The organism is Marisediminitalea sp. (genome assembly GCF_984433645.1).
Genome location: NZ_CFIDRX010000120.1, coordinates 1 through 13,555, shown reverse-complemented (window position 1 = coordinate 13,555; position 13,555 = coordinate 1). Strand labels below are relative to the sequence as shown.

General features: G+C 46.2%; 10 protein-coding genes. 2 read left to right on the top strand and 8 right to left on the bottom strand.

What is annotated here, in order from left to right:
- The 8 genes from AC4MRN_RS14510 to AC4MRN_RS14475 all read right to left on the bottom strand — a co-directional run.
- Positions 1–337, bottom strand: a 337-nt coding sequence (locus tag AC4MRN_RS14510) for a DUF3010 family protein (RefSeq protein WP_491203662.1), incomplete at its 3' end; no start/stop codon positions are given.
- An 89-nt stretch (positions 338–426) separates the two neighbouring features.
- Positions 427–1,695 (bottom strand): HipA domain-containing protein, encoded by a 1,269-nt coding sequence (locus tag AC4MRN_RS14505; RefSeq protein WP_491203661.1) that lies wholly within the window; start codon positions 1,693–1,695, stop codon positions 427–429.
- Entirely contained in the window at positions 1,692–1,976 is a 285-nt protein-coding gene (locus AC4MRN_RS14500; RefSeq protein WP_155013289.1) for a transcriptional regulator, read from the bottom strand. The genes AC4MRN_RS14505 and AC4MRN_RS14500 overlap by 4 nt, the downstream gene beginning before the upstream one ends.
- Before the next feature lie 402 nt (positions 1,977–2,378).
- Positions 2,379–3,851: an AMP-binding protein gene (locus AC4MRN_RS14495; protein WP_491203660.1), complete on the bottom strand. Its 1,473-nt coding sequence runs from the start codon at positions 3,849–3,851 to the stop codon at positions 2,379–2,381.
- Positions 3,852–3,861: 10 nt separating this feature from the next.
- A complete protein-coding gene (locus AC4MRN_RS14490) occupies positions 3,862–4,698 on the bottom strand; it encodes a p-hydroxycinnamoyl CoA hydratase/lyase (RefSeq protein WP_491056191.1) in 837 nt (278 codons plus the stop codon).
- 36 nt (positions 4,699–4,734) lie between these two features.
- Complete coding sequence (locus AC4MRN_RS14485) at positions 4,735–6,132, bottom strand: aldehyde dehydrogenase (protein WP_491203659.1); 1,398 nt, start codon at positions 6,130–6,132, stop codon at positions 4,735–4,737.
- 41 nt (positions 6,133–6,173) lie between these two features.
- Entirely contained in the window at positions 6,174–7,496 is a 1,323-nt protein-coding gene (locus AC4MRN_RS14480; RefSeq protein WP_073324058.1) for an MFS transporter, read from the bottom strand.
- A 187-nt stretch (positions 7,497–7,683) separates the two neighbouring features.
- A complete protein-coding gene (locus AC4MRN_RS14475) occupies positions 7,684–8,709 on the bottom strand; it encodes an AraC family transcriptional regulator (protein ID WP_073324056.1) in 1,026 nt (341 codons plus the stop codon).
- 562 nt (positions 8,710–9,271) lie between these two features.
- Between AC4MRN_RS14475 and AC4MRN_RS14470 the strand changes: the two genes are divergently transcribed.
- Both AC4MRN_RS14470 and AC4MRN_RS14465 read left to right on the top strand, forming a co-directional pair.
- Positions 9,272–11,746, top strand: coding sequence for a TonB-dependent receptor (locus AC4MRN_RS14470; RefSeq protein WP_491203658.1), 2,475 nt, complete (start codon positions 9,272–9,274; stop codon positions 11,744–11,746).
- A gap of 146 nt (positions 11,747–11,892) precedes the next feature.
- On the top strand, positions 11,893–13,555 hold a 1,663-nt coding region (locus tag AC4MRN_RS14465; RefSeq protein ID WP_491203657.1), incomplete at its 3' end, for a tannase/feruloyl esterase family alpha/beta hydrolase.

Sequence of the window (13,555 nt, the reverse complement as noted above, 5' to 3'; positions counted from 1 at the left end):
GATTTTCTTTTAACGCCGCTTTGATCTCGGTAGGCGGCATTACAATAACCTGCACCCCGTTTAGCAACTCCAGCGCAGCTTCTAATTTAAACCCAATAGCACCACCCGCAAACTTGCCCTTCATAGGGCGCTGGCGAATAACGATGGTTTCTATTTTATAGTCCTGCACCAGCTGCGCGAAAGACTTCTGGAAATACTTAAGCTCATGGGCGGTAGCGGCTTTTTGCAAGCTCAGTTTACGGGTACGGCAATCCGGAATCTGAATCAGGTCATTTTCCAAATTCAGTAAGGCAATGTTGGCATCATTCCCCGCCAGTTCTACACCACATACACGCATTGCAAAGCTCCACCTTTTAAAAAACAGCCTGGAGTATATAGGATTTAGCGGCGCTGCGGGTTGTTTTTTGTGGTCACCATCGCTTTACCTTAAGCTTTAGTTAGTTTGGTCACCATTTCTTTAATGCAGTTGTAATATATCTCTTTAATCATTCTAATTTCACCGCCCTTGCCTGGGTGTGCTGGCGCATCTTGCACCTGTTGCATCAAAGGAATTGCTTCCTGTTCAATTTTGCCAATAAGACGGTCAAGCTCACGTTTTGCTAACTTAGTTGGCAATTGCAATTCTTCGGCAAAAGCCAGGATGTTTGGTACGGTAAGTTGGCCAAGATATTGTGCGTCACCCATTTGTTGAGACAATTGATGGTCCATATGTTTGTGTGGCGCTTCATAAATCGCGGTGGACAATAAGTCATAGTGCGGCGTCATTACCACATCCTCTTTGTTGATAAAGAATGATAGATTTTTAAGATGAGCGTCGCCGTTACCTACCAGCGCATTAAACAGTGCCCATCGAAATATATCTATTTTGGTTCGAGCCTTCATTCGCGTGAGCTCAGCCAACTTGTTCAAACTACCGGCATTACTGTTGGGATATTTCATATGCGGCCCCAAATTCAGTAATTGGCAGCCATCCAATACATGGCGACGATGTTGGTGTGGATACTCACCTGCGCGATCAAATCGCTCTATAAGGTATACAGGCTCAGGAAGATAGCGTATATCAACTGGAGGTACTTCCAGCCCACATAAACCGGCCAACGTCATTACAAACCATTCGTTTCTAACAGTATGGTAGTAAACCTCCGGAGAAGAATGTTGAGGTTTGAGTATATGAGTAGACGGCAAGAATCCTGAAGGCTCCAGCAGCTCACCATGTCGGTAAATCACCAGCATTTTGTGCTGCGCACCAGCCACCGACATTCTTTTTCGCTCAGCACGATTAAGTGGTACCTGCGGCAGGTTAAGTATGCGCTGATTGACTTCCTCATAAGTTAACTTATGCACAGTGCCTGGCGCTACTTCCTCGCCCTCAGGCATTAATGTAATAGCGCCTGCGGATTCTGCACCAGCTTCCTTAAGCAACTGAAACGCATCTTCAACAGGCACCTTTACGTGTCTTGCCAGCAATTCCCGCGCTTTTTCTTCAGGCAATAAGTTATCAAAGAACCACTGCACGGGACGAAATGAACTGCCGTCGATCTGCTTCCCTGCTTCTAAAGTGATATGCGGAGAGAGCGGATGACGATGCTGACTTGTCAGCCAGCCGGTAGTGTATTCAAATGCCCAGATATTATTTTCATCGGTTAACTTACCTACCTGCGTTTTATCAATATACACGTCCAGAGCGCGCTTCACAGGTTGGCCTCATTTATTATTTTAGCTAATTGCTGCTGTTGCTTCGGGGTAAGCGACGCTTCATCAACTGGTATATCAATGGTGACTTTTATACCCAACGTTGAGAGCACACGAAGGACACGACCAAGTTCAACAGTTTGTTTACCGTTTTCAAATTCACTGAGAAAAGTAATGCCATTCTCAGACATCGAGGCCGCAGCAAATTGGTCCAACCCCTGCACTTTTCTTGTTAATTGTGCAGCTTTACCTAGTTGCTTGGTGTTGTTGATTGAAAATATCACGTTTGCACCCAATAAATTTATGCGTTCGCGGTTACTTTATGATAGCAGATAGGATATTTCAATCTTATTTATGCGTTCGCGGTTAAATTGATATTCTCCCTACAAAACAACCCAAAATTTATGCGTTCGCGGCTATTTTCACTTCTAGCATCTTGCCGTAGTTCTCCCTGAACCGTTCAGAACTATACTCAGATAGGTGATGATGGACTGCTGCACCCCGGACTTGGAGCCCCGGATGAAGTGAATATTTTTTGTTATGTGAAGTTAACAATGGCAGGCGGCACAGCTCATATTTATACCCGAACAGGCACTATTGAGACACGTTTTAGCCTGGCACATTGTTAAATGTATTCTTTTAACAATGTGCCAGTTTAGCGTCGCTTACAAGCGCAATCTCAAACATTAGTCGCTATGAAACATAGCCTTAAGCCGATGTTTCATAACCTTGCCTCCGCCATTGCGAGGCAACGAATCTACGAATTGAATATACTTAGGCAGCTTATATTTTGCCAAACACTGCTCGAGTTCATCCATAATTTCTTGTTGCTCTATGGTTGAGTGCTTCGACTTAGCAACGACAAATAAACACCCCACTTCCCCCCAACGGTCGTCGGGTACTCCTACCAATGCACATTCCAGAACACTATCAAGCTTTAACACCACGCTTTCAATTTCAGTCGGATACACATTCTCGCCACCAGAGATAAACATGTCTTTGATCCTGTCGACAATGAAATAGAAGCCGTCGTTTTCTCTGATTGCCACATCTCCGGTTTTAAACCAGCCATCGTCGGTAAAGCAGGACTCGAACAACGCTGGCTGTCGCCAAATCCCGATGAATAGATTCAAACCTTTCAGCTGAATTTCGCCTGCCACACCATCTGCCACGAGCTGCCCCTCAGGATCAGCTAACCGGACCTCGAGGCGGTGGGTTGGTATCCCAACACAACCTGCTTTTGCGTCAATAGTTGCAATATCAAAAGGCATACCAAACACAGTGCCCGCTTCACTCATTCCATATCCATCTACAATCGGAATATCGTCATTTAACCATTGCCTAATTTGTACTGCCGGATGGGGAGCACCACCGGTTAACAAGGCCTTGAGATTGTAAAGCGAGGAAGGATTGAATTTGGGTTCCTGCCGCAGCGAATTTGCCATTTGCGGGACACAAAAATAATGAGTAATGAGTAAGTTTTTGTCCGTCAGACGCGCCAATGTTCTGGATGGCTTGAAGCCATCCGATATCAATATTTTTCCGCCCTGGTACAGCGCCGGGCGCACGCAGGATATTAATCCAATCACATGAAACATTGGGGTTTCACACAAAAAGGTACTGTATTCGTCGACCTGTCCCAGTAACGCCATATTCAGCGTTGTTTCCATGATGGTGTCGTGACTGTGCATGACACCTTTGGGCTTTCCGGTAGTACCTGATGTATAAAGAATCAACGACGGCAGCGCACGATGATTTCGCGGTTGTATTTCTCCGTTCAGTTCAGCAACCGCGTTATTGAGTGTCTTTAGTTCAAAATAAGCCAGTTCTAATTGGTTGGCCATCTCGTCGCCAACGATTAATTGGGGGGTGCAGTCAGCAATCAGGGTGTGCAATTCATCTGATGATAAACGCCAATTCAAGGGCACGAAAATCACCCCGGACTGCTCGCACGCAAAATGCAGTGCCACTAGTTCGGCACAGTTTTTTGCTATACAAACAAGTCTGTCGCCACAGGCCAACCCCTGTAGCGACAACCACTGACTGCACTTATTAACAAACGTGTCCCATTCCGAATACGTCCATGAACGACCGGATGTAAGGTCACGTACTGCCTGTTTGAAAGGCCTTAACTTAGCTTGTACTGAAAGAAAGCTCATCGTGACGCAACTAACTCTTTTGTTTCGATTTATCGTAAGCGCCTAATCCAGGCTTGTAAGTTTTGTCATCAATAAACTGCTTGATGCCCTCTTTTCTTCCATGGTTGTCAAAGCTATTCGCCGCCTCCTGCGCTCGAACCAAATAGTCTTCAGCGTTGTCGTAGGTCATTTCCTTCACCCGACGCACTGCATCTTTTGTCGCTTTTAATGCCACTTGATTCTTCTGTAGCAATACGTTTGCAACGTCTGTGACTCGGGCTCTTAATTGCTCTGCCGGGACAGCTTCGTTCACCAGTCCCCACTCTTCTGCGGTCTTGCCATCAATGTTTTCACCCATCATGGCGTGATACATGGCTTTGCGTAAAGGCATTAACTCAGCAACCACTTTGGCAGCACCGCCACCGGGCAGGATCCCCCAATTAATCTCGCTAAGTCCAAACTGTGCTTCTTCAGCCGCAAACGCAAGATCACAGGCAAATAAAGGTCCATAACCTCCACCAAAGCACCAGCCATTTACCATTGCTATCGTGGCCTTCTGATACCAGCGCAGGCGTCTCCACCAGCCATAAGATTCACGCTGAGCTTGACGTGTTCCGCCTAACCCCAGTGCTTCGGTTTCCCGGAAATATTCTTTTAAATCCATTCCCGCTGACCAGGCTGAGCCTTCACCAGTCAATACCAACACGCTCACATCTTCTCGGAATTCGAGATCATCCAGTACGCGCATCATTTGGCGATTTAATTTAGGACTCATGCAGTTGCGTTTTTCCGGGCGATTAAAACTCACCCAGGCAATTTGATTTTCTACCTTGACCGCTACCGTATCTTCTTCGCGTTCAGCACTCATTAACATTACCTCTTAAAATTTGCATCATTCGTTTACTTAAATGGGGAAGTGACCCTTTTCGGTCTCAATAGTGATCCAACGCAACTCCGTAAACTGGTCAATACCAGCCTTTCCGCCAAAGCGACCGTACCCAGAAGCACCGACACCACCAAAAGGCATCTGCGCTTCATCATGAACAGTGGAGCCATTTACATGACAGATACCAGACTGAATTTGTCGGGCGACTCTCAAGCCTCTAGCACTGTCTTTGGTAAATACAGCAGCGCTGAGCCCATATTCACTGTCATTGGCAATACGAATCGCATCGGCTTCATCTTTGGCTCTAATAATGGCAACCACGGGGCCAAAGCTTTCCTCACGATAGATCTTCATATCGTCAGTGACATGGTCAATTACTGTTGCTGCCATTAGTACCGAATCACTTTTTTGCCCAGCGATAATCTTTGCACCTTTAGCAACAGCATCGTCGATAAGTGCGTTCACTTTACTTACTGTTTTTTGGTCGACAACTGCCCCCAGAGGTGTATTGCCCTCACGCGGATCACCCGTTGCCATACCCGATACTTTCTGGACGAATTTGGCTGCGAAGCTATCTGCTACAGACTCATCTACAACCAATCGCTCTGTAGACATGCATATCTGGCCCTGATTCATAAATGCGCCAAATGCAGCCGCTTTTACTGCTTCATCTAAATCGGCGTCATCCAGAACCAACATGGGGGCCTTACCACCCAGCTCCAGTAGAACAGGCTTGAGGTTGGCACCTGCGCGCTGCGCAATGATGCGCCCGACTTCAGTTGAGCCAGTAAAGTTAATACGTTTTACCAGCGGTTGATCAATCAAAGCCCCCACCACTTCACCGGCATCAGCAGGGGAATTGGTTACAATATTGACCGTGCCGTCAGGAAAGCCAGCCGTCTCCAACGCTTCTATAATCAGACTATGTGTTCTTGGACACAGCTCAGACGCTTTCAGAATTACAGCATTACCACAGGCAAGTGCAGTGGATATAGCTCTAACACCTAAGATTATTGGTGCATTCCATGGTGCAATTCCCAGCACCACACCAACCGGTTGTCGAATCGCCATAGCGAGACAACCAGGCTTGTCTGACGGAATGGTTTCACCACCTATTTGCGTAGTTAACGATGCCGCTTCACGCATCATTGATACTGCCAGCCCCAGATTAAACATAGCCCAGCCCGCTGTAGCACCCACCTCCGTCATCATGGCCTCAACAAAGTCGTTTTGACGAGATTCCAGTGCGGCTGCCGCTTTATTCAAGATAGCTCTGCGAGCGTTTGGACCATAAGCAGACCACTGTTTAAAGCCTTGTTGTGCTCGTTCAGCAATTCCCGCCATTTCATGCGCCTGCATGGCAATAGATTGACTGGCCACTTCACCGGTTAATGGATTTTTGCGCTCGAAATTCATTTTTACCTCGCACTGATTAATAGCTGTGTATATTTATGTAGTTAAACCTGAGAGCTGAGTTGGTACTTTTTCAAAACGGGTCCAAGAGAAAAAATAGCGATCGCGGCAACTACCGCACCAAAGCCCATCGCAACGGAGACATCAAACAAACCATACCCAGACTGGAATAAATAGCCTGCGACTATGGGTCCTAGCGCCGCTCCGCCTCGTCCAATTCCTATAACCACACCCGTTCCGCTGGCGCGAACTTCGGCTGGGAACGATTGCGCCATCAACGCATACAATCCCACCACCGCTGAGTTTGTAAAAAAGCCTGTTGCAGCTGAAACAACCGAGAGTTGTAATAAGGTTTGTGGTCCAAGACCAAATACAGACACCATCACAAAGGCACATAACATGATTGCTATAAGTAAAGGGCGTAGTTTTAAACGGCTGGCAATGACACCAAATATGAGTGAACCCACTGCACCGCCCACATTTGCCCACACCAAAACCGTGCCAGCGCTGGTAGGTTCATACCCCATGTCCACAACGATCTTAGGGATCCATTTAAGGATGTAATAGAAAGTCATAATTTGTGCGAAATAGGCGATAACCAGTAAGCCTGTAACCGCTCTGAGATTATTCGTAATCAGCGTGCTAAAACCTGATGATGCTTGTTGATTTTCCAGTTTGGGCAACGAGGCAATCGGGTTGTGTCCAATACGCTGCAGTATCTTATTAATTCTTTGCAACGCATTTTGGGGTCGTCGGCTAGCCAGAAAGTCAATTGACTCTGGAAGTAACAGCCAGCAAATCACTAAAAACGAACCGGTTACAGCGCCGCCGAAAACAAAAATCACTTTCCAGTTATAGAGCGCTAACAATTCGGTGGATATATAGCCACCAACTATTGCACCAATTGGGTAACCCGTGGCCATGAGTATGACGGCAAGGTTTCTGTATTTTGCATTGGCAAATTCGGCCACCAAGGCATTGGTGGAGGCTAACATTCCACCCACACCTAACCCTGTTAAAAACCGAAAAACCAACAAGTAATTCAGTGAATTAACAAAGGCACACGCCCCCATACCAATGGTCATTAAACTAAGACAGAGCAATATGGTTGGTCGCCTGCCTAAGCGGTCTGCCAGATTGCCTAACGAGATTGAGCCAATGGCCATCCCAACCAGCTCCATTGACAAAACAATCCCTAATGCTCCGCGACTAACATTCCAGTCACTGGCGATCCCAGGTGATGCAAAACTGATTGCCAATACATCAAATCCATCAAGCGCATTGAGTAAAATACACATCAGAATCACAAATAGCTGAAAACCTTTGATTTCCGACTGATCGATCTGCTGTTTTGGATTCGTGGACATTATTGAGTTACCTCACGGAACAATAAGTACGCCAAGCAATTGGAAAACACTATTATTCCAATCGGGTTGTAGCGAATATGTGAGGTGATGTTAACGAAGTGTTACTGCCACTTAAATTGCATAAAGTGACTATTTAATTGATATTTAGTGACACGCCAGGCTTTTTTGCAAAGAAATCGTGAGAAAGTTAGTCTTCTACTGCATTTTTCTCACGAAAATGACTGGGACTGTCCCCGGTCCAGTTAAGAAAAGCACGGGTAAATACTGCAGGTTCAGAAAACCCAACACTTTCTGATATCTGGTTGATGGGCAGGTTATATTTCGTTAGCAACGTAACGGCCTTATCCAATCTGACCTGATCTTTCAATTGTTGGTAAGAAGTGCCTTCCGACTTTAGTTTTCGCATCATGGTTCTTTTCGTCATATTCATCATCGCCGCTGCCGCTTCAATAGATGGCACCCCTCCCTTTAGGTTTTTCCAAAGTAACCTTTGCAATTCCGTTGTCAGACTGTAGTCGGCTTCATAGCGCTGAAAAATTTCCTGGGGACAACGTTTCATGAATAATTTTAACGAGGCGTCGTTTTGCTTTACGTCACGTTTTAAGTATCTCGCCGGAAATGCAAAACCTAGCTTATCACTTTCAAATGTATGGCCACCCGGAAATAAATAGGAGTACTCTGAGATATGTGCAGGAGTTGGGTAGTCAAAATAACACTCAATGAGAGGTAAACTGTCGGCAATTAACCATGAAGCATACCGGTGCATTGCCAATAAAAGTATCTCGGCAAACATATGCTGGGGGTCTCGCTCCGGACTATGTAATTTAAAGCCAAGAAATGCGGTATCACCGTCTACAGTCAGATTAATGGTAAAGGCTTTAGTTACCATGCCATAAAATCGCACTGCCAAATTTAACGCCTTATGCAGGGTGGGTTGATTAACGGTTAATCGCCCCATCATAAAATAGGAACCTGCGGGTACTGGGGAAGCACCAAGTCCCATACTTTCGTCTTGCATCGCTTGCCAAATTAGATTTTGAAACGTGGCGAGTTTTTCGGTCTTCACACGCAATTCAGGCTTATCAAAAACCTCCTCGGTGAGACCGAGTGTATTGAGCATGCTTGTGACATCGAGTTTGTTTTTGAGTGCCTCGTGGTAAAGCTGGCTAATATAGTGATTTGCCGCTGTACCCACTTCATATTTACCAGGCATACAATTAAACCTATTAACAAACTATTAACCAAGTATACTATTTTTCATACTGCACCAGATCTAGCAGCTTTGCAAAAAGGATATCGATGTCACCATTTATCAATTTGCTTGTCATTACTGTCCATGTGCTTTTGTGTTACGCAATTAAACTGCGTTCTTCAGGCCTATTTCGACAGGTAATCACTATTGTTGAAAACACCCCTACTCTTCAACAATACCGAATAAATATCAGCCACTTAAATTTCTCATTCTGGTCCTAACCCTATTGCAAACTCAGACTTTTTTCAGGCTCCCTTCCCCCTGTTTAGAAATAAATGTTAACCGCAGTCGAGTGCACCAACTTTGACTATGCATAAAGTTCCGTTTGGCACAAATTGTCAATTTTTTCGTCACTTTTCGCAATTTTAAGTGAAAACAGGATTGTTACTATACATGGAATTGTTAACCAATAATTATACAAATGTGTGCAAAGTTAACATTTGAATTTCATTTATAGCATCCGCTACCGATGCCAATAAGTCAGTTATTCAAGTGCAGATGCACCTATAACCTGGAGCAAACCATGTGCTTTTTTACACCTTACTTGTTCACTAAATCTGCATTTCAAATATTCAAAGATCAAACGTTCAACAATACGCAAGGTGATCGCAAGTCGGCTAATTTTTTCAAAAGAAGTCTGGTTGCAACATCCATTGGATTGTCTTTCCTGAGCTCAACCGCAATAGCACAGCAAACAGACACGGCACCTGAAGCAGAGAGCGAAGCCCAACTGGAAGTTATCACTGTTAATGCAAGGCGACGTGCCGAAAGCATGCAGGAAACGCCTATTGCAGTCTCTGCATTCTCAGTAAAGGAGCTTGAACGCCGCGGGATTGAGAATACCCAGGACTTAGACCGCGTGACGCCAAGTTTACAATTTGCTACCAGTGGCCAATTGTCGGGTAACAACTCAGCGGCAGTGGTATTTATTCGAGGTGTGGGTCAGTTAGATCCAACGTCATCGGTTGACCCCGGCGTCGGTATTTATGTAGATGACGTATACATGGGTCGGTCTGCTGGCGGCGCGATGGATTTCAAAGATATTCAGAGTGTTGAAGTACTGCGTGGTCCGCAGGGCACGTTGTTTGGTCGCAATACTATAGGGGGCGCGGTATTAGTGAAAACAGCTGAGCCGTCTGATGTCTTTGGTGGCAAAGCAAGGTTGCGTATTGGAGATGATAATCTACGCGAAGCCTTTGTTGCCGTTGATTTACCAATTACAACAGATTTACTGAGCCGTTTTTCATTAGGTACCAGAAAGCGCGATGGTTACGTTACGCGCGTATATGATGGTCAGGACTTAGGTAATGATGACACCTATTCGGTAAATGGAACGATTCAGTATACGCCGTCAGATACATTTAAAATAACGCTGAAAGGGGACTTCACAAAAGAGGATGAAAATGGCTCACCTTTTGTTTTTGCCGGCGTTAACGAGTCGGCGCCTGTTGCAGCCATAGTCAGTGTTGCAGCCGGTTGTCCAGGTGCAACTATTCCCTTTGCTCCACTGGCGCCTGGCGATGCAGGTTTCGGTGCGCCCAATGTACCGAACATAGACGATGATCGATGTGCCAATGACTTTCAACACAAAGGCGAATTTACCAATGGTGGCACTGCGCCGGTTGAGAGCACACTGAAAGGATGGGGCCTTTCTGCTGCTATGGAGTGGGAATACAGCAAGACTATTACACTGAAGTCCATTACCGCGTTCCGCTCAACAGAATGGACCGGTATTCGCGATGCCGACAATACACCGTTCGATATGCTAACCACAGATGTAACCAGTGATTCAGAGCAGTTTTCTCAAGAGTTTCAACTGATCTACGATAATGACAAAGTCTCCGGAATTACTGGGTTGTACTATTTTGATGAAACCAGTGACGACAAGCTATCCATTTTATTAGCGTTTCCTCCTTCGCCACCTGTCATAGGCTCGTTACTCAATGGCGGTCCCGGCACTCGTGACTATCAGGTCATTAACTTAGAAACCGAAAGCTTCGCGGTATTTTCCGAGTGGGCTTATGAGTTAAGCAATGACTGGAGTATTTCTGCAGGTTTGCGCTATACCGAAGATGATAAAGGGTTCCAGGGAACCATAATGAATTTGTTCCCTGCCACCCAGCCCGACCCAACCACCTTGCCAACAAAGGCAACCAGTGAGGGCGGCCCATTGTTTATCTTCAATACCCCCTTTGCAGATACCTATTCAGCTACTACCGGCTCTGCGTCAGTACGCTATAAAGTGCAAGAGAACATTAACACCTATTTAAGTTACAGCAGCAGTTTCAAATCTGGTGGATTTAACAGCCGTTACAATGCACCTACACCAGGGAACCTGCCCATCTCATTCGGAGAAGAAGAAGTGAGCTCCTGGGAAATAGGCGTTAAGGCCGATATCACCAACGACTTCCGAGTGAACGCGGCCGCTTTTATGTCTGAATACAGTGATATACAACTTATATTCCGTCAGGGCGTAGTGCCACTGCTGTTTAATGCTGGCTCAGCATCTATTGATGGTGTAGAGCTGGAGTTTACTTATATACCTACGAACAGTTTGTTAATTGAAGGTGGCTTTAGCTACCTGAGAGACAAAATTGACAGTATTACTGAAGTGAATGGTGCTCAGGCAACGATTACGCCAGACAATTCATTACCCCTGACACCCGAGTGGCAAGGTAATCTTGGTGCTTCATACAGCACGGAACTGGGCAATAATTATGAGTTAACTACCCGCCTTGACGTGTCATACACAGCAAGCCAGTACTTTGATTCTTCCAACACTGACATCGTGGCCCAAAATGACGGCGTTACTTACGTAACCGCATCGGTAAAGCTGGATGATTTGGTGAATTATTGGGATCTCACTTTCGGTGTTAATAACTTAACCGATGAGCGCTATATAGAGCAGGGTAATGCATCATTAGCCACGCTGGGCTACGCAGAAGTCATTTATGCCAGACCCAGAAACTGGTTCTTGTCTTTCTCTACTGAATTTTAGCGTTTTTTGGAACGTATCGGGCTCAGTTTACGCTGAGCCCGGCTTCGTTTATCAACTCACTATTTGGACAACATGTGCCCCAAACATCCTCTCTATTGGCGGTATTGTTGATGTAAGCAAGCACAAACTTACATTAGGATAATAAAATGACTAAGCATAATATTTTTCATGCATTTACGCTAGCCGCACTGTCTTCGACACTATTGGCTTGTAATTCTTCAAACAACGATATCTCCCCCGTAGAAATACCCCAACTTTCGCCTGCAACCGCGGCTAATTTATCTGGCAATTGTAACGACCTCGCAGCAAGTATGAGTGCACTTGCCAATACCACGATCACCTCAAGCAGCGAAGTAGCAGCGGGGGAACTAATGGTGGCCGGCAATGACATTCCCGCCCATTGTTTGGTAACAGGTAGCATGTTTGAACGCGTTAGTGATATAGACGGGAACGTATATGCTATTCGCTTTGAAATGCGCTTGCCTCTTAACTGGAACGGTCGCTTTTATCATCAAGGCAATGGCGGTATCGATGGCTCGGTTGTAACCGCGGTGGGCGATGCCGGGCCAGGTAACTTGAGCAATGCACTGTATCAGGGGTTTGCGGTGCTAAGCTCTGACGCTGGACACAGCGGAGCGTTAGGGCCGGCTTTTGGTGTGGATCCGATTGCCCGATTGGATTATGGCTATAAAGCAGTTGAGAAATTAACGCCAATGGCTAAGGAGCTGATCTCCATTGCATATGGCAAAGGGCCTGATCGTTCCTATTTTGGCGGCTGTTCAAATGGTGGGCGTCATACTTTTAATACATTTGCTCGCATGCCAGATGAATATGACGGATATCTTGCGGGTGCCCCTGGTTTCAGACTGCCTTATGCTGCTATTGCCAATATCTTCGGCGCGCAGCGTTACCTTTCAGTCGCCACTGACCCGAGTGATATTTCTACCGGGTTCACAGCCGAAGAGCGCAATATGGTTGCGACCGCTGCACTAGTGAAATGTGATGACCTGGATGGTATAAACGACGGCTTGATCGGCGACGTTGAAGCTTGCCAACGTGTCTTTTCATTGGATGATGTCCCATCTTGTTCATCTGAACACGACGGCACATGCTTGTCATCGCAACAAAAGGAAGCCCTTTCACCTATATTTTCCGGGGCCGTTACGGCGTCCGGTGAAGCTTTCTATGCGCCCTTTCCATTTGATACGGGTATTGCAAGCCCAGACTATAATTTCTGGGATTTCTTCGCCCCATTGGTACTCGATTCCGGCGGCGTTGGATTGATTTGGGGAGTGCCCGTTGCCGATCCGGCGACATTCAACGGCCCGGAATTCGCACTTACTGGCTCAATCGACGATATGCTCACCAGTATTGAATCGACCGACGACGTATACACAGAAGCAGCTAGCAGCTTTATGATCCCGCCAAACAATGCAGAAGCCCTATCCGCAGTGCGCGATAGAGGTGCCAAAATTATGGTTTATCATGGTGTAAGTGATGCCATTTTCTCAGCACTGGATACGATTAACTGGTACAACAATCTCACAGCAAACCACAATGACGACGCGTCTGATTTCGCTCGATTGTACCTGATGCCAGGTATGGGACATTGTTCCGGTGGTGCGGCGGTAGACCAGGTTGATTTATTAACGCCATTAGTTGCTTGGGTAGAATCTGGTATTGAGCCTGAAGGTCTTGTTGCAACAGCGCGGGGAGCAGGAAATCCTGGAGGTGAAAACCCTGCCATACCCGCGTCATGGGCCGCAGACCGAACTCGCCCGTTATGTGCCTATCCGACGGTAGCCCGAT